The sequence below is a fragment of the Enterobacter sp. 5-4 genome (assembly GCF_000612205.1).
Taxonomy (GTDB): Bacteria; Pseudomonadota; Gammaproteobacteria; order Enterobacterales; family Enterobacteriaceae; genus Enterobacter; species Enterobacter roggenkampii.
Map to the genome: position 1 here is coordinate 60,906 of NZ_JFHW01000019.1, position 15,757 is coordinate 76,662.

Consider the following 15,757-nt stretch of genomic DNA (forward strand, 5'->3'; position numbering starts at 1 on the left):
GGCGTTGTTAAAATATGTTCAAAACTGATGACTGAGGAAGCTGTGATATGAATTCCATCTTTACCGAAGAGAACCTGCTGGCCTTCACCACCGCCGCACGCTTCGGCAGCTTCAGCAAGGCGGCTGCCGAGCTGGGCGTCACCACCTCCGCCATCAGTTACACCATCAAGCGCATGGAAACCGGGCTGGACGTGGTGCTGTTTGTGCGTAACACGCGCAGCATTGAGCTGACCGAGTCCGGATTCTACTTTTACCGCAAAGCCACCGACCTGCTTAACGACTTCCACGCCATCAAGCGCGGGATTGATACCATTTCACAGGGCATCGAGGCGCGGGTGCGCATCTGTATCAACCAGCTGTTATATACGCCGCGCCATACCGCGCGGCTGCTCCAGGTGCTGAAAAAGCAGTTTCCTACCTGCCAGATCACCGTCACCACGGAGGTCTATAACGGCGTGTGGGATTCGATCATCAATAACCAGGCCAATATCGCCATTGGCGCACCGGACACGCTGCTCGACGGCGGCGGAATTGACTACACCGAGATCGGCGCCATCCGCTGGGTGTTTGCCATTGCGCCGGCGCATCCGCTGGCGTTCGTTCCGGAACCGATAGCGGAGAGCCAGCTGCGCCTGTATCCCAACATCATGGTGGAAGATACCGCACACACCATTAACAAGAAGGTGGGCTGGCTGCTGCACGGTCAGGAGGCGATTCTGGTGCCGGACTTTAATACCAAATGCCAGTGTCAGATCCTGGGAGAGGGGATAGGTTTTTTACCGGAGTATATGGCGCGGGACGCGGTGGAAGACGGGCTGCTGGTGACGCGGCGTATCAATAACCCGCGTCAGGACTCGCGCATGCTGCTCGCCACGCAGCATGCCGCGACAGGCCAGGTCACGCGCTGGATCAAACAGCAGTTTGGTCCAGCGGGGGTGCTGACCGATATCTATAGCGATTTACTGTGGCGCGCTTAGCTTTTGCTCTGTACCCAAAACGCGTGAATGAGGCCGGGGAAGTAGCCCAGCAGCGTCAGAAGAATGTTGATGATAAACGCCCAGCCAAGCCCTTTGCCCAACAGCACGCCCAGCGGCGGCAGCAGGATGGTAAAAACAATACGCCAAAAACCCATATTAACACTCCGTGCAAGCTAATCCATTGAAAATAATAGAGAGAACCCTTTCTAAGCATAGCCAGTTTACCTGTCTGCGCCAGATCCCTGCTCCGCGTTTACCCTCTTTTACGCTTTTTACGCTTTTTACGCTGGCGGAATGCGCGCAAGTACTTTAGCATTACCTTAATTAAGCAAACTCTAAAGTACTATGACTGAACTCGAACAGCTTCAGGCCAGCGCAGAGCAGGCCGCAACGCTTTTAAAAGCGATGAGCAACCCGCGTCGGCTGCTGATCCTCTGCACGCTGTGCGGCGCCCCCGGCACCAGCGCGGGGGAGCTGGCCCGCGCGACGGGTCTTAGCCCTTCCGCCACGTCGCAGCATCTGGCGCGCATGCGTGAGGAAGGCCTGATCGCCAGCACCCGCGAGGCGCAGCGCATTCTCTATTTCATTAAAAACGACGCGGTGCATCAGCTTATCAGCACCCTGAAAACCCTTTATTGCCCGTAAGGAGCCGCCATGTCACTTCCCCTTCTTTCGCCGCGCGAGGCCAATGCCCGCATCGCCGATGGCGCAAAACTGATTGATATTCGTGATGCCGACGAGTACGCCCGCGAGCATATTCCCGCCGCGCAGTCCGTGCCGCTGGATACCTTACCCGGCGGACTTAAAACGCAGGCGGGTGAAACGGTGATTTTTCACTGCCAGTCTGGCGCCCGCACCTCAGGCAATGCCGATCGCCTTGCGCAGGCTGCCGCCCCCGCTCAGGCATTTGTGGTCGAAGGAGGCATTCAGGGCTGGAAGCAGGCGGGTCTGCAGACAGTCGAAGACAAAACCCAGCCGCTGCCGCTGATGCGTCAGGTGCAAATCGCTGCCGGGCTGCTCATTCTCTGCGGCGTAGTGCTGGGCTATAGCGTCTCAGATGGCTTTTTCCTGCTCAGCGGCTTCGTGGGGGCCGGGCTGCTGTTCGCCGGTGTGACCGGTTTTTGCGGCATGGCGCGGCTGCTGAAGGTGATGCCCTGGAACCGGCGTACCTCATAAGCAGTAATCGGTGAAATACGCTGTACCCGGTGTCATACGTGGGCTAAGGTGAAGATCGCTAAAACGATGAGGAGGTAATATGTTTTCTGTCGGTGATTATGTACAACCGCGTAAAGGCGGCCCGAAGCTGAAAGTGCTCGAAGTGAACGGTGAAAGCGTGGTGGCGGTACAGGCCAGCAATGAACAAGGCGAGAAATATACCCTGAAAGCCGCCGAGCTGGCGCCGTATACCGAAGACGGTGATTTCGGCGTCTGCTGAAAAGAGTGCCGGGCGGTATGTTCCGCCCGGTTTACGCATTAGATCAGAAAATCATCCAGTGATTTCCCCTCTGCCAGCGCGCTGGCAATAGGCTTCGGCGTACGGCCCTGGCCGGTCCATGTTTTCTCTTCACCGTTCTGGTCAATAAAGCGGTATTTCGCTTCACGCGGCTTACGCTTTTTCGTGGATTTACCCGTCTGCGCCAGTTCAGAGCCCAGCAGATCGGTCGGTGAAATACCATCGGCTTTCATCCGCTCCAGCAGAGCATTAATTTTCTCCTGCTGCTCGGCTCTCTGCTGCTCTAATTCCGCCAGCTCACTACGTTTCTCTTCAGCAACGACCCTGACTTTTTCCAGCATTTCCTCAAGAACGTCCAGGGATAATTCGCGTGCCATGGCGCGCAGAGTTCGGATATTATTAAGATTCTGTAACGTCAAAGACATATTATTTGAAAACCTTTTGTTTAGGGTAAATAGATAAATCACCGACAGAATAATTCATTTGCGCTGAAATATCTACCCGCAGGCTGGCCAGTCAATAGCGTAAATATGTTTAACTGTCGCCGTTAATATTATCTTATAACGTCTGAGCGATACGCAGGGATTCAATCATCACTGCAATATAAAGGGTCAACCTTAATCCAAATTTCAGCATTCTGCGCTACCCACAAAAGCACTGACTCACCTTTCAACATCAAGATAGTTAAGCTCATGATTTAAAACCAAAAACCATCGCACGAGACAGATTATAACGAAGCGAACAAAAAACCATCAATTTTAGAGAATTTTGTGGACAAAACGCGATTAAATAAAAATTAATCACTAGTTGTTAGTTCAAACGCAGAGATATACGCTATACACGTCAAACAAACCAACCTAAAGCACTAACCGCTTCGGGAAAATCGTTTCTTTTGTGTTCTTCTCAAGGAGTTCAGACATGTTCTCACCGCAATCACGCCTTCGCCATGCTGTGGCGGATACTTTCGCGATGGTTGTCTACTGTTCCGTTGTGAACATGTTGATCGAAATATTCCTCTCCGGAATGTCCTTCGAGCAGTCACTTTCTTCTCGTCTGGTGGCGATTCCGGTCAATATTATTATTGCCTGGCCTTACGGTTTATACCGCGATGCCGTCATGCGCTTCGCGCGGCGTATCAGCCCCGCAGGCTGGGTGAAAAACCTGGCAGACGTTCTGGCCTATGTGACGTTCCAGTCGCCGGTTTACGTGGCCATTCTGCTGACGGTGGGCGCGGACTGGCACCAGATCGCGGCGGCGGTCAGTTCGAATATTGTGATTTCAATGCTGATGGGGGCGGTGTATGGCTATTTCCTCGACTACTGTCGCCGCCTGTTTAAGGTCAGCCAGTACAGCCAGGCTAAAGCGTGATGTGAAGCGACTGGCGCAGGCCAGTCGCAAATTTACTGTACGTCGCCAAACAGTCCCTTCAAAAACCGTTCCAGCGCCATACGCGAGCTGAAACCATGCGGAATACCATAATGCTCATGCGTCTCTCCGCCTAAATAGAGCGGAAATTGCTGATAATGATCGCAGGTTTTAATATCCGAGGCAGGCTCAGCAAATGACAGACTTCTGTCTTTCAGCGTCGGGTGAATAATGAGAGCGGTACGTCCCATTCTTGCTTCACGATTAACGTAAACATAATTCTCGCCACGGCGATATCCATACGCTTTTGGCGTCACCTCATCCATGGTGAATCCCTCTTTTTCAAGAACGCGTGCCACCTCGTCAGGTCGTAAATACATATCTTTTCCTCGTTATCTTTTCCTGCCCGGCAACCTTACAGTATTCAGCATTAGCAGGGCTTTCAGAATAGTCCATAAACTGGCGGATATCGCGTGATGCGCTTCAGATATTAAATTTCTGAACTAAACTGAACGGGAACACAAAATTACGGAGGATCGTATGTTTAACAGACCGAACCGAAACGATATTAACGACGACGCTCAGGATATTCGTAATGATGTCAGCCAATTAGCAGACACGCTGGAAGAGGTGCTGAAATCCTGGGGAAGTGACGCGAAGGACGAAGCGGATGCCGCAAAACGTAAGGCTCAGTCTCTGCTCCGTGAAACCCGCGCACGCCTAAATGGCCGCACGCGTACCACACAGGCTGCCTGCGATGCCGTCAGCTGCGCAACGACCTTCGTGCGCGAAAAACCGCTCTGCACGCTCGGCACGGTAGCGGCAGTCGGGATCTTCGTCGGCGCTCTGCTTAGCCTGCGTAAGTAAGCGCGAGCCATTAGCCCCGGTCGCCGCTGGCGCCGGGGCTTTTTAATGCCCGCAAGCCTGAAAAACCCGTACAACACCCCCTGCCCCGCTGTGCTCATCATCAGGGCATCATCAATCTAAATTTCCCATATCTTGTATGGTTGAAACTTAAGACAACTACATCTAGTATTCCTTTTAGCAAGATACACACAACCTGACGCGATGATTCGCGCCGCTCTCTCATTTTAAATGGAAATACGAATCATGAGCATTATTATTTACACTCGTAACGATTGTGTTCAGTGCCACGCGACCAAACGGGCGATGGAAAGCCGCGGCGTGGCGTTTGAGATGGTGAATATTGACCAGCAGCCCGAGGCCGCCGATACCCTTCGCGCGCAGGGTTTCCGTCAGCTTCCGGTGGTGGTGGCCGGGGAGACCAGCTGGTCTGGCTTCCGTCCGGACATGATCAACCGCATCGCCGCGCAGGCGGCACGGGCATGATTCGGCTGGTCTTCTTCTCCAGCAGCTCGGAAAACACGCTCCGTTTTATTGAGCGCGTCGGGCTGCCTGCGGTGCGCATTCCCCTTAACGAGCGGGAGCGCATCCGGGTAGAAGAACCGTACATTCTGGTGGTGCCCAGCTACGGCGGCGGCGGTACGGCGGGCGCTGTGCCTCGCCAGGTGATCCGCTTTCTGAACGATCCCCATAACCGGGAGCTGATCCGCGGCGTCATTGCGGCGGGGAATCGCAATTTCGGCGATGCCTTTGGCCGCGCCGGAGATGTCATCTCTCAAAAATGCGGCGTGCCGTATCTCTATCGCTTTGAGCTGATGGGGACGCAGCAGGACGTCGAAAACGTGCGTAAAGGAGTGAACGAATTTTGGCAACGACAACCGCAGAACGGGTAATACAGGCGACGCCGGATTACCACGCATTAAACGCGATGCTTAACCTCTATGACCGGGAGGGACGCATTCAGTTTGATAAAGACCGTGAGGCGGTGGACGCCTTTTTTGCCGCCCACGTGCGGCCCAACAGCGTGACCTTCGCGAGCCAGGATGAACGTCTCGACCACCTGGTTAACGAAGGTTACTACGACGCCCGCGTCCTCACCCGCTACGCACGCGCCTTCGTCGTGAAGCTGTTTGAACGCGCCCACGCCAGCGGCTTTCGTTTCCAGACGTTCCTTGGCGCGTGGAAGTTCTACACCAGCTACACCCTGAAGACCTTCGACGGGAAGCGCTACTTAGAAAGCTTTGAAGATCGCGTGGTGATGGTCGCGCTGACTCTGGCGCAGGGCGATGAAGCGCTGGCGCAACAGCTCACCGACGAGATCCTCTCCGGCCGCTTCCAGCCTGCCACGCCGACCTTTCTCAACTGCGGCAAAGCCCAGCGCGGCGAGCTGGTCTCCTGCTTCCTGCTGCGCATTGAAGATAATATGGAGTCTATAGGCCGCGCGGTGAACTCGGCGCTGCAGCTCTCCAAACGCGGCGGCGGCGTGGCGTTTCTGCTCTCGAACCTGCGTGAAGCGGGCGCGCCGATTAAGCGTATCGAAAACCAGTCCTCCGGCGTGATCCCGGTAATGAAGATGCTGGAAGATGCCTTCTCCTACGCCAACCAGCTTGGCGCGCGTCAGGGCGCGGGCGCGGTTTATCTGCACGCGCACCACCCCGACATTCTGCGTTTCCTCGATACCAAGCGCGAAAACGCCGACGAAAAAATCCGCATCAAAACCCTGTCGCTGGGCGTGGTGATCCCGGATATCACCTTTAAGCTCGCCAAAGAGAATGCCGAGATGGCGCTTTTCTCGCCGTATGACGTTGAGCGAATTTACGGCAAAGCCTTTGGCGACGTGGCGATAAGCGAGCTGTACGACGAGCTGCTGGCCGACGATCGCATCCGCAAAAAAACCATCAACGCCCGCGATTTCTTCCAGACGCTTGCCGAAATTCAGTTTGAGTCCGGCTATCCGTACATCATGTACGAGGACACGGTGAACCGCGCAAACCCGATTGCCGGACGCATCAACATGAGCAACCTGTGCTCGGAGATTTTGCAGGTCAACAGCGCCTCCCGCTATGACGAGAATCTGGACTACGCGGAGATCGGCAAAGACATCTCCTGCAACCTCGGGTCGCTGAATATCGCCCACACCATGGATTCCCCCGACTTTGGCCGCACGATAGAAACCGCCATTCGCGGGCTGACGGCGGTGTCGGACATGAGCCACATCCGCAGCGTGCCGTCCATCGAGGCGGGCAACGCCGCGTCGCACGCCATTGGCCTCGGGCAGATGAACCTGCACGGCTACCTGGCGCGGGAAGGCATCGCCTACGGCAGCCCGGAAGGACTGGACTTCACCAACCTCTATTTTTACACCGTCACCTGGCACGCGCTGCATACCTCAATGATGCTGGCGCGTGAGCGCAACCAGCGTTTCGCGGGCTTTGAGCAGTCGCGCTACGCCAGCGGAGAGTATTTCAACCAATACCTTGAAGGCGACTGGCAGCCGAAAACGGCGCGAGTAAGGGAGCTGTTTGCCCGCGCCGGGATCGTCCTGCCGACGCGCGAGATGTGGCAGCGGCTGCGTGATGACGTGATGCGCTACGGCATTTACAACCAGAACCTGCAGGCGGTGCCGCCAACCGGCTCTATCTCCTACATCAACCACGCCACGTCGAGCATTCACCCGATCGTGTCGAAGATTGAAATTCGCAAAGAAGGCAAAACCGGACGCGTTTACTACCCTGCCCCGTTTATGACCAATGAGAACCTGGCTTTGTACCAGGACGCATACGAGATTGGCCCGGAAAAAATCATCGATACCTACGCCGAGGCGACGAAACACGTGGATCAGGGACTGTCGCTGACGCTGTTCTTCCCGGATACCGCCACCACGCGAGACATCAACAAAGCGCAAATCTACGCCTGGAAGAAAGGTATCAAGACGCTCTACTACATTCGCCTGCGCCAGCTTGCGCTGGAAGGCACCGAAATCGAAGGCTGCGTGTCCTGCGCGCTGTAAGGAGAAAGGATGAAACTGTCACGCGTGAGCGCCGTTAACTGGAACAAGATCCAGGACGAGAAAGATCTGGAAGTGTGGAACCGCCTGACCAGCAACTTCTGGCTGCCGGAAAAGGTCCCGCTCTCCAACGATATTCCGGCCTGGCAAACCCTGAGCCACACCGAGCAGCAGCTAACGATCCGCGTCTTTACCGGCCTGACGCTGCTGGACACCATTCAGAATACCGTTGGCGCACCGGCTCTGATGGGTGACGCGCTGACGCCGCACGAAGAGGCGGTGATGTCGAACATCAGCTTTATGGAGGCGGTGCACGCCCGCTCCTACAGCTCGATTTTCTCCACGCTGTGCCAGACCAAAGACGTGGACGCGGCCTACGCCTGGAGCGAAGCGAGCGAGTCGTTACAAAGAAAGGCGGAGCTGGTACTGGCGTATTATCGGGCCGACGAGCCGCTGAAGAAGAAGATCGCCAGCGTGTTTCTGGAATCATTCCTCTTCTATTCTGGCTTCTGGCTGCCCATGTACTGGTCGAGCCGCGGCAAGCTCACCAACACCGCCGATTTGATCCGGCTTATCATTCGGGATGAAGCGGTACACGGGTATTACATTGGCTATAAATATCAGAAAGGGCTCGAGAAAATCAGCGAGGCGAAGCGTGAAGAGCTCAAAGGGTTTGCGCTCGATTTGCTGATGGATCTGTACGACAACGAGCTGAGCTATACCGAGGAACTGTACGCCGGCACCGGCTGGGAGGAGGACGTGAAAGCCTTCCTCTGCTACAACGCCAACAAGGCGCTGATGAATCTCGGCTACGACGCGCTGTTCCCGCCAGAGATGGCGGAGGTTAACCCGGCGATTCTCTCCGCGCTGTCGCCCAACGCCGACGAAAACCACGATTTCTTCTCCGGATCGGGTTCGTCGTACGTGATGGGCAAAGCGGTGGAAACCGAGGATGATGACTGGGATTTTTAATGAACGTTAACGTTCGTTAATTTAATATAAACCCAACAATTTCCTCTCCAATATTTACAAAACAACTACACTGTCATTTCCGTGCCCTATTCGCCTGAATCACCCGATTCAGGTGAAATTCCCCGATGCCGCAGCAAAAAATTGAGAAAAATTCAAATCCCGCTCAGCCCTTTACTCATGGGAAATTCAGCCGTTTCGCCTCCCTGAAAATTTACGTCATAAGCAAACCCAGGGTTGTCTCAGATTCTCAGTATGTTAGGGTTATGCCCGTTAACAATTTACCATGGTAATCATATCGACATAAACAAATAACAGGACACTCTCTATTGCATGGCAATTAAATTAGAAGTGAAAAATCTTTATAAAGTATTTGGCGAGCATCCTCAGCGCGCATTCAAATATATTGAGAAAGGCCTTTCGAAAGAGCAAATTCTGGAAAAAACCGGGCTATCGCTTGGCGTTAAAGACGCCAGTCTGGCCATTGAAGAAGGCGAGATTTTTGTCATCATGGGATTATCCGGTTCGGGTAAATCCACTATGGTTCGCCTTCTCAATCGCCTGATTGAACCCACCCGCGGACAGGTGCTGATTGACGGCGTGGATATCGCCAGAATATCAGACGCCGAGCTTCGCGAGGTGCGCAGAAAGAAGATTGCGATGGTATTCCAGTCATTCGCACTGATGCCGCACATGACGGTGCTGGATAATACCGCTTTCGGCATGGAATTAGCCGGCACACCCGCGCAGGAACGTCAGGAAAAAGCCCTTGACGCCCTGCGTCAGGTTGGGCTGGAAAATTATGCGCATGCGTACCCGGATGAACTTTCCGGCGGCATGCGTCAGCGCGTGGGATTAGCCCGCGCATTAGCCATTAATCCAGACATTTTATTAATGGACGAAGCCTTCTCTGCCCTCGATCCGTTAATTCGCACCGAGATGCAGGATGAGCTGGTAAAATTACAGGCGAAACATCAGCGGACCATTGTCTTTATTTCCCACGATTTGGATGAAGCCATGCGTATTGGCGACCGTATTGCCATTATGCAAAATGGTGAAGTGGTGCAGGTCGGCACGCCGGATGAAATTCTCAATAATCCGGCAAATGATTACGTGCGCACCTTCTTCCGCGGCGTGGATATTAGCCAGGTCTTTAGCGCCAAAGATATTGCCCGTCGAACGCCAAACGGCATTATCCGTAAAACGCCTGGCTTCGGCCCGCGCTCCGCGCTGAAGCTGCTGCAGGACGAAGACCGTGAATACGGTTATCTGGTTGAACGCGGCAATAAATTTGTCGGCGTTGTCTCCATCGATTCTCTGAAAACCGCGCTCAGCGAAAACCAGGGCATCGATGCGGCGTTAATTGACGCTCCGCTTGCCGTGGACGCCGAAACGCCGCTCAGCGAGTTGCTCTCTCACGTGGGGCAGGCGCCTTGCGCCGTACCGGTCGTGGGTGAGGAACAACAGTACGTCGGCATCATCTCCAAACGGATGCTGCTGCAGGCTTTAGATCGCGAGGGGGCAAACAATGGCTGATCAAACTAACCCGTGGGGCACCACTGAAGCGGCGGACAACGCTGCGCAATCCGCCGACGCGTGGGGTTCCACGCCAGCACCCGCCGACGGTGGCGGTGCGGCGGACTGGCTGAACAGCGCACCCGCGCCTGCGCCAGAGCACTTCAATATTATGGATCCGTTCCACAAGACGCTGATCCCGCTGGACAGCTGGGTCACGGAGGGGATCGACTGGGTGGTGACGCACTTCCGCCCGGTTTTCCAGGGGATCCGCATCCCGGTGGATTACATCCTGAACGGCTTCCAGCAGCTGATGCTGGGCATGCCGGCCCCGGTGGCGATTATCCTGTTCTCCCTGATCGCCTGGCAGTTTGGCAGCGCCGGGATGGGTGTCGCCACGCTGATTTCGCTGATTGCCATCGGCGCGATTGGAGCCTGGTCGCAGGCGATGATCACCCTGGCGCTGGTGCTGACCGCCCTGCTCTTCTGCATCGTCATCGGCCTGCCGATGGGGATCTGGCTGGCGCGCAGCCCGCGGGCCGCGAAGATTATTCGCCCGCTGCTGGATGCAATGCAGACCACCCCGGCGTTCGTCTATCTGGTGCCGATTGTCATGCTGTTCGGCATCGGCAACGTGCCGGGCGTGGTGGTCACCATTATCTTTGCCCTGCCGCCGATTATTCGTCTGACCATTCTCGGGATCAATCAGGTGCCTGCGGACCTGATCGAAGCGTCACGCTCGTTCGGCGCCAGCCCGCGCCAGATGCTGTTTAAGGTTCAGCTCCCGCTGGCGATGCCGACCATCATGGCGGGCGTGAACCAGACGCTGATGCTGGCCCTGTCGATGGTGGTGATTGCCTCGATGATCGCCGTTGGCGGTCTCGGTCAGATGGTGCTGCGCGGCATTGGCCGTCTCGACATGGGGCTGGCTACCGTCGGCGGCGTCGGGATTGTGATCCTCGCCATTATTCTTGACCGCCTGACCCAGGCCGTCGGTCGCGATTCACGCAGTCGCGGCAACCGTCGCTGGTATTCCACCGGCCCTGTTGGGTTACTCACCCGCCCCTTTAGAAAATAAGGAACAACGATGCGACATAACGTACTTTTTGCCACAGCGTTTGCCACCCTTGTCTCCACCAGCACGTTCGCAGCTGACCTGCCGGGCAAAGGCATTACCGTGCAGCCGGTGCAGAGCACTATTTCGGAAGAGAGCTTCCAGACCCTGCTGGTCAGCCGCGCGCTGGAAAAACTGGGCTATACGGTTAACACGCCGAGCGAAGTGGATTACAACGTGGGCTACACCTCGATTGCCTCCGGTGACGCCACCTTTACCGCCGTAAACTGGCAGCCGCTGCATGACGATATGTATGCCGCCGCCGGTGGCGATAAGAAATTCTACCGTGAAGGCACCTTTGTCACCGGCGCGGCGCAGGGGTACCTGATCGACAAGAAAACCGCCGACCAGTACCACATCACCAACATCGAACAGCTGAAGGATCCGAAGATCGCCAGACTGTTTGACACCAACGGTGACGGCAAGGCCGACATGATGGGCTGCTCGCCGGGCTGGGGCTGCGAAGCGGTGATTAACCACCAGAACAAGGCGTTCGATCTGGCGAAAACGGTCGACGTGAGCCACGGCAACTATTCAGCGATGATGGCCGACACCATTGCCCGCTTCAAAGAGGGTAAACCGGTGATCTACTACACCTGGACGCCGTACTGGGTGAGCGACGTGCTGAAGCCGGGTAAAGACGTGGTGTGGCTGCAGGTGCCGTTCTCCTCCCTGCCGGGCGAGCAGAAAGATATCGACACCAAACTGCCGAACGGCATGAACTACGGCTTCCCGGTGAACACCATGCATATCGTGGCGAACAAAGCCTGGGCGGAGAAAAACCCGGCCGCGGCGAAGCTGTTCTCGGTGATGAAGCTGCCGCTGGCGGACATCAACGCCCAGAACGCGATGATGCACGCGGGCAAATCGTCTGAGGCGGATGTTAAAGGCCACGTCGACGGCTGGATCAAGGCCCACCAGCAGCAGTTTGACGGCTGGGTGAAAGCGGCGCTGGCGGCGCAGAAGTAAAACCTTTTCCCTCACCCTAACCCTCTCCCCGGACCGTACACTGGGAGAGGACCGGGGTGAGGGGATCAGACCGCACCCAACCTAAACCGCACAATCCAGCACGTAACAATCCCCCCACATTCACAATCATTGGCTATTATGGTTTCCGGAAAAATAATCACTTCACTAACGATTCCTGAAACTAATGACAAAAACCACTCAAGGGCTTAGCCCCGCACTCATCCTTTTAATGTCCGTGGCAACGGGTCTGGCCGTCGCCAGCAACTATTACGCGCAGCCTCTTCTCGACACCATCGCCCGCGCGTTCAATCTCTCCGCCAGTTCCGCAGGCTTTATCGTCACCGCCGCCCAGCTCGGCTATGCCGCCGGGCTGCTGTTCCTGGTGCCGCTCGGCGATATGTTTGAACGCCGGATGCTGATCGTCTCCATGACGCTTCTGGCCGCCGGCGGGATGCTGATCACCGCCAGCAGCCAGTCGCTGACGATGATGATTATCGGTACCGCGCTGACGGGGCTGTTCTCCGTGGTGGCGCAAATCCTGGTGCCGCTCGCCGCGACCCTCGCCTCACCGGAAAAACGTGGCAAGGTGGTGGGCACCATCATGAGCGGCCTGCTGCTGGGGATTTTGCTGGCGCGTACCGTCGCCGGGCTGCTGGCAAGCCTCGGCGGCTGGCGCACCGTATACTGGGTGGCGAGCGTATTGATGGTCGTCATGGCGCTGGCGCTGTGGCGCGGGCTGCCAAAAGTAAAGCAGGAAAATCACCTGAATTACCCGCAGCTGCTGGCCTCCGTTTTCAGCCTGTTCACCCAGGATAAACTTCTGCGCACCCGCGCCCTGCTGGGCTGCTTCACCTTCGCCAACTTCAGCATTCTCTGGACGTCGATGGCGTTTCTGCTGGCCGCGCCGCCGTTTAATTATTCCGAAGGGGTGATTGGCCTGTTCGGCCTGGCCGGTGCCGCAGGCGCACTGGGCGCGCGCCCCGCAGGCGGGCTGGCCGACAAGGGCAAATCCCATCTGACCACCTCCGCGGGGCTGGTGTTACTTCTGCTCTCCTGGGCGGCAATCTGGTATGGGCACGTCTCGGTGCTGGCGCTGATCGTCGGTATCCTGGTACTCGATCTCACCGTGCAGGGCGTTCACATTACCAATCAGACCGTCATCTATCGCGTGAAGCCAGAGGCGCGTAACCGCCTGACGGCCGGGTACATGACCAGCTACTTTATTGGCGGCGCGGCGGGCTCGCTCATTTCCGCCTCGGCGTGGCAGCATGCTGGCTGGTCAGGGGTATGTGCAATTGGTGCCATCGTCGCCACGATTAACCTGCTTGTATGGTGGCGCGGCTACCATCGCCAGGAGGCAATTCACTAAGTTTTACATTGCTTTGGGCCTCTTAGGGTGTAAAGGGGCCCCTCACTCTGTTAATGTAAACGTAATCATTTATCCCAGAAATTTTAATGTGGGTGACATATTTACAATCGGCATGAATAGTTCAGACCCCCGTCCTCACATCCTCTCTTCAGCGGGTTCATCCCCTACGCTTTCTGTGCTCACCGGGTCACGGACTTACCCGGCGCTTTCTGATGGTGACATTAATTTGGCGGATATAACCGCACAAATAATTCATTTACATTATTTGTCACTATCGTTACTATATCGGCTGTAATTAATGAGGTTATGCCCAAATGGATAGTTCGTTTACGCCCATTGAACAAATGCTTAAATTCCGCGCCAGTCGCCATGAGGACTTCCCGTATCAGGAAATCCTGCTGACTCGCCTGTGCATGCACATGCAGGGTAAGCTACTGGAAAACCGCAATAAAATGCTGAAAGCTCAAGGGATTAACGAGACATTGTTTATGGCGTTGATCACGCTGGAGTCTCAGGAAAACCACAGCATTCAGCCTTCTGAGCTGAGCTGCGCGCTGGGCTCCTCCCGCACCAACGCCACCCGAATTGCCGATGAGCTGGAAAAGCGCGGCTGGATTGAGCGCCGTGAAAGCGATAACGATCGCCGCTGCCTGCATCTGCAACTGACCGATAAAGGTCACGAATTCCTGCGCGAGGTGCTGCCACCTCAGCACAATTGCCTGCACAAACTCTGGTCCGCTCTCAGCACCGCCGAGCGCGACCAGCTTGAGCACATCACTCGCAAGCTGCTCACCCGTCTTGACCAGATGGATGAAGAAGGCGCCGTTCTTGAGGCGCTGCGCTAACGCGACGACACGCTCAACAATCCAGATTTATAAGAAAACCGACAGGCCAGCACGTCACACTGCTGGCCTTTCTGACAACAGGTCGGCTCAGCCGATGTGAAAATAAGAAGATCGTGGAGAACAACAATGAGCGCAAATGCGGAGAGCACTACCCCGCAGCAACCGGCCAACAAGAAAGGCAAACGTAAGAGCGCCCTTCTTCTGTTGACCTTGCTCTTTATCATTATTGCCGTGGCATATGGGATCTATTGGTTTTTAGTACTGCGTCATGCTGAAGAGACTGACGACGCGTACGTGGCAGGGAACCAGGTACAAATTATGGCGCAGGTGTCGGGCAGCGTGACGAAAGTCTGGGCTGACAATACCGACTTTGTGCAAAAAGGCGATGTGCTGGTGACGCTCGATCCAACCGACGCCCAGCAGGCGTTTGAAAAAGCACAGACCGCGCTGGCCTCCAGCGTCCGTCAGACCCGCCAGCTGATGATCAACAGCAAACAGCTGCAGGCCAACATCGACGTGCAGAAGACCGCACTCGCGCAGGCGCAGAGCGATCTGAACCGTCGCGTGCCGCTCGGCACCGCCAATCTGATTGGCCGTGAAGAGCTGCAGCACGCCCGCGACGCCGTCGCCAGCGCTCAGGCACAGCTGGACGTGGCCATTCAGCAGTACAACGCCAACCAGGCGATGGTGCTGGGCACCAGCCTGGAAAACCAGCCTGCCGTTCAGCAGGCGGCGACCGAAGTCCGCAACGCGTGGCTTGCCCTGCAGCGTACTAAAATCGTCAGCCCAATGACCGGCTATGTCTCCCGTCGTTCCGTCCAGCCAGGGGCGCAGATCAGCCCAACCACGCCGCTGATGGCGGTTGTGCCGGCGGACAACCTGTGGGTCGATGCCAACTTTAAAGAGACGCAGCTTGCGCATATGCGTATCGGCCAGACCGCAACGGTTGTCAGCGACATCTATGGCGATGACGTGAAGTACACCGGCAAAGTGGTGGGTCTGGATATGGGGACCGGCAGCGCCTTCTCCCTGCTGCCTGCGCAGAACGCCACCGGTAACTGGATCAAAGTCGTACAGCGTCTGCCCGTGCGTATCGAACTGGATGCCAAACAGCTGGCGGATCACCCGCTGCGTATCGGCCTCTCCACGCTGGTGACGGTTGACACCGCCAACCGCGACGGTCAGATCCTGGCAAGCCAGGTGCGTAGCAGCCCGGTTTATGAAAGTAACGCCCGTGAAATTAGCCTCGATCCGGTCAACAAGCTGATCGATGACATCGTGAAGGCAAACGCCGGTTAATCCGAAGGTGA

At 56.1% G+C, this 15,757-nt stretch carries 19 protein-coding genes; 16 read left to right on the top strand and 3 right to left on the bottom strand.

Going from position 1 to position 15,757, the window contains the following annotated elements; all coding sequences use genetic code 11:
- The first annotated feature begins 47 nt into the window (after window positions 1-47).
- Entirely contained in the window at window positions 48-977 is a 930-nt protein-coding gene (locus AA74_RS0110685) for a LysR substrate-binding domain-containing protein (protein WP_008502561.1), read from the top strand.
- Here AA74_RS0110685 and AA74_RS01000000122150 read toward each other — a convergent pair.
- A complete protein-coding gene (locus tag AA74_RS01000000122150) occupies window positions 974-1,132 on the bottom strand; it encodes a YqaE/Pmp3 family membrane protein (protein ID WP_008502562.1) in 159 nt (52 codons plus the stop codon). The two genes, AA74_RS0110685 and AA74_RS01000000122150, sit on opposite strands and share 4 nt — an antisense overlap.
- A gap of 190 nt (window positions 1,133-1,322) precedes the next feature.
- Between AA74_RS01000000122150 and AA74_RS0110695 the strand changes: the two genes are divergently transcribed.
- The 3 genes from AA74_RS0110695 to AA74_RS0110705 all read left to right on the top strand — a co-directional run bounded on the left by AA74_RS0110695 (window position 1,323) and on the right by AA74_RS0110705 (window position 2,412).
- Window positions 1,323-1,622: a helix-turn-helix transcriptional regulator gene (locus AA74_RS0110695; RefSeq protein ID WP_008502563.1), complete on the top strand. Its 300-nt coding sequence runs from the start codon at window positions 1,323-1,325 to the stop codon at window positions 1,620-1,622.
- 9 nt (window positions 1,623-1,631) lie between these two features.
- Window positions 1,632-2,153, top strand: a complete 522-nt coding sequence (locus AA74_RS0110700) for a rhodanese family protein (protein ID WP_021241967.1) — start codon at window positions 1,632-1,634, stop codon at window positions 2,151-2,153.
- Between the two features lie 79 nt (window positions 2,154-2,232).
- The gene (locus AA74_RS0110705; RefSeq protein ID WP_008502565.1) at window positions 2,233-2,412 is read left to right on the top strand and encodes a hypothetical protein; all 180 of its coding nucleotides are present in this window, start codon (window positions 2,233-2,235) and stop codon (window positions 2,410-2,412) included.
- Window positions 2,413-2,450: 38 nt separating this feature from the next.
- Here AA74_RS0110705 and stpA read toward each other — a convergent pair whose 3' ends face one another.
- A complete protein-coding gene (gene stpA, locus AA74_RS0110710; RefSeq protein ID WP_008502566.1) occupies window positions 2,451-2,855 on the bottom strand; it encodes a DNA-binding protein StpA in 405 nt (134 codons plus the stop codon).
- A 493-nt stretch (window positions 2,856-3,348) separates the two neighbouring features.
- On the opposite strand from stpA, the gene alaE reads away from it, so the two are divergent.
- Window positions 3,349-3,798, top strand: coding sequence for an L-alanine exporter AlaE (gene alaE, locus AA74_RS0110715; protein ID WP_008502567.1), 450 nt, complete (start codon window positions 3,349-3,351; stop codon window positions 3,796-3,798).
- A gap of 32 nt (window positions 3,799-3,830) precedes the next feature.
- On the opposite strand, the gene AA74_RS0110720 is transcribed toward alaE, so the two are convergent.
- A complete protein-coding gene (locus AA74_RS0110720; RefSeq protein ID WP_008502568.1) occupies window positions 3,831-4,175 on the bottom strand; it encodes a DUF2002 family protein in 345 nt (114 codons plus the stop codon).
- A 160-nt stretch (window positions 4,176-4,335) separates the two neighbouring features.
- Here AA74_RS0110720 and AA74_RS0110725 point away from each other — a divergent pair, with 160 nt between their 5' ends.
- The 11 genes from AA74_RS0110725 (at window position 4,336) to emrA (ending at window position 15,746) form a co-directional block, all read left to right on the top strand.
- Window positions 4,336-4,662 carry a DUF883 domain-containing protein gene (locus tag AA74_RS0110725; protein ID WP_008502569.1) on the top strand — a complete coding sequence of 109 codons (327 nt, stop codon included), beginning with the start codon at window positions 4,336-4,338 and terminating at the stop codon, window positions 4,660-4,662.
- 243 nt (window positions 4,663-4,905) lie between these two features.
- Window positions 4,906-5,145 carry a glutaredoxin-like protein NrdH gene (gene nrdH / locus AA74_RS0110730; RefSeq protein WP_008502570.1) on the top strand — a complete coding sequence of 80 codons (240 nt, stop codon included), beginning with the start codon at window positions 4,906-4,908 and terminating at the stop codon, window positions 5,143-5,145.
- Window positions 5,142-5,552 (top strand): class Ib ribonucleoside-diphosphate reductase assembly flavoprotein NrdI, encoded by a 411-nt coding sequence (gene nrdI, locus AA74_RS0110735; RefSeq protein ID WP_025912367.1) that lies wholly within the window; start codon window positions 5,142-5,144, stop codon window positions 5,550-5,552. Before nrdH ends, nrdI begins: the two co-directional genes overlap by 4 nt.
- Complete coding sequence (gene nrdE / locus AA74_RS0110740; protein ID WP_025912368.1) at window positions 5,525-7,669, top strand: class 1b ribonucleoside-diphosphate reductase subunit alpha; 2,145 nt, start codon at window positions 5,525-5,527, stop codon at window positions 7,667-7,669. The genes nrdI and nrdE overlap by 28 nt, the downstream gene beginning before the upstream one ends.
- Window positions 7,670-7,678: 9 nt before the next feature.
- Complete coding sequence (gene nrdF, locus AA74_RS0110745) at window positions 7,679-8,638, top strand: class 1b ribonucleoside-diphosphate reductase subunit beta (RefSeq protein ID WP_025912369.1); 960 nt, start codon at window positions 7,679-7,681, stop codon at window positions 8,636-8,638.
- Window positions 8,639-8,968: 330 nt separating this feature from the next.
- A complete protein-coding gene (proV, locus tag AA74_RS0110750; protein WP_008502574.1) occupies window positions 8,969-10,171 on the top strand; it encodes a glycine betaine/L-proline ABC transporter ATP-binding protein ProV in 1,203 nt (400 codons plus the stop codon).
- Window positions 10,164-11,228: a glycine betaine/L-proline ABC transporter permease ProW gene (proW, locus tag AA74_RS0110755; RefSeq protein ID WP_008502575.1), complete on the top strand. Its 1,065-nt coding sequence runs from the start codon at window positions 10,164-10,166 to the stop codon at window positions 11,226-11,228. The genes proV and proW overlap by 8 nt, the downstream gene beginning before the upstream one ends.
- Before the next feature lie 9 nt (window positions 11,229-11,237).
- Window positions 11,238-12,233, top strand: coding sequence for a glycine betaine/L-proline ABC transporter substrate-binding protein ProX (gene proX / locus AA74_RS0110760; protein WP_021241961.1), 996 nt, complete (start codon window positions 11,238-11,240; stop codon window positions 12,231-12,233).
- A 184-nt stretch (window positions 12,234-12,417) separates the two neighbouring features.
- A complete protein-coding gene (locus tag AA74_RS0110765; RefSeq protein ID WP_008502577.1) occupies window positions 12,418-13,602 on the top strand; it encodes an MFS transporter in 1,185 nt (394 codons plus the stop codon).
- 314 nt (window positions 13,603-13,916) lie between these two features.
- Window positions 13,917-14,447, top strand: a complete 531-nt coding sequence (gene mprA / locus AA74_RS0110770; RefSeq protein ID WP_008502578.1) for a transcriptional repressor MprA — start codon at window positions 13,917-13,919, stop codon at window positions 14,445-14,447.
- Window positions 14,448-14,573: 126 nt separating this feature from the next.
- Entirely contained in the window at window positions 14,574-15,746 is a 1,173-nt protein-coding gene (gene emrA, locus AA74_RS0110775) for a multidrug efflux MFS transporter periplasmic adaptor subunit EmrA (RefSeq protein WP_021241959.1), read from the top strand.
- Window positions 15,747-15,757: the final 11 nt, after the last annotated feature.

Excerpts from the sequence above, each read along its gene's own strand:
- AA74_RS0110685 (WP_008502561.1), top strand. The coding sequence starts at position 48 with ATGAATTCCATCTTTACCGAAGAGAACCTGCTGGCCTTCACCACCGCC.
- AA74_RS01000000122150 (WP_008502562.1), bottom strand. The coding sequence starts at position 1,132 with ATGGGTTTTTGGCGTATTGTTTTTACCATCCTGCTGCCGCCGCTGGGC.
- AA74_RS0110695 (WP_008502563.1), top strand. The coding sequence starts at position 1,323 with ATGACTGAACTCGAACAGCTTCAGGCCAGCGCAGAGCAGGCCGCAACG.
- AA74_RS0110700 (WP_021241967.1), top strand. The coding sequence starts at position 1,632 with ATGTCACTTCCCCTTCTTTCGCCGCGCGAGGCCAATGCCCGCATCGCC.
- AA74_RS0110705 (WP_008502565.1), top strand. The coding sequence starts at position 2,233 with ATGTTTTCTGTCGGTGATTATGTACAACCGCGTAAAGGCGGCCCGAAG.
- stpA (WP_008502566.1), bottom strand. The coding sequence starts at position 2,855 with ATGTCTTTGACGTTACAGAATCTTAATAATATCCGAACTCTGCGCGCC.
- alaE (WP_008502567.1), top strand. The coding sequence starts at position 3,349 with ATGTTCTCACCGCAATCACGCCTTCGCCATGCTGTGGCGGATACTTTC.
- AA74_RS0110720 (WP_008502568.1), bottom strand. The coding sequence starts at position 4,175 with ATGTATTTACGACCTGACGAGGTGGCACGCGTTCTTGAAAAAGAGGGA.
- AA74_RS0110725 (WP_008502569.1), top strand. The coding sequence starts at position 4,336 with ATGTTTAACAGACCGAACCGAAACGATATTAACGACGACGCTCAGGAT.
- nrdH (WP_008502570.1), top strand. The coding sequence starts at position 4,906 with ATGAGCATTATTATTTACACTCGTAACGATTGTGTTCAGTGCCACGCG.
- nrdI (WP_025912367.1), top strand. The coding sequence starts at position 5,142 with ATGATTCGGCTGGTCTTCTTCTCCAGCAGCTCGGAAAACACGCTCCGT.
- nrdF (WP_025912369.1), top strand. The coding sequence starts at position 7,679 with ATGAAACTGTCACGCGTGAGCGCCGTTAACTGGAACAAGATCCAGGAC.
- proV (WP_008502574.1), top strand. The coding sequence starts at position 8,969 with ATGGCAATTAAATTAGAAGTGAAAAATCTTTATAAAGTATTTGGCGAG.
- proW (WP_008502575.1), top strand. The coding sequence starts at position 10,164 with ATGGCTGATCAAACTAACCCGTGGGGCACCACTGAAGCGGCGGACAAC.
- proX (WP_021241961.1), top strand. The coding sequence starts at position 11,238 with ATGCGACATAACGTACTTTTTGCCACAGCGTTTGCCACCCTTGTCTCC.
- AA74_RS0110765 (WP_008502577.1), top strand. The coding sequence starts at position 12,418 with ATGACAAAAACCACTCAAGGGCTTAGCCCCGCACTCATCCTTTTAATG.
- mprA (WP_008502578.1), top strand. The coding sequence starts at position 13,917 with ATGGATAGTTCGTTTACGCCCATTGAACAAATGCTTAAATTCCGCGCC.
- emrA (WP_021241959.1), top strand. The coding sequence starts at position 14,574 with ATGAGCGCAAATGCGGAGAGCACTACCCCGCAGCAACCGGCCAACAAG.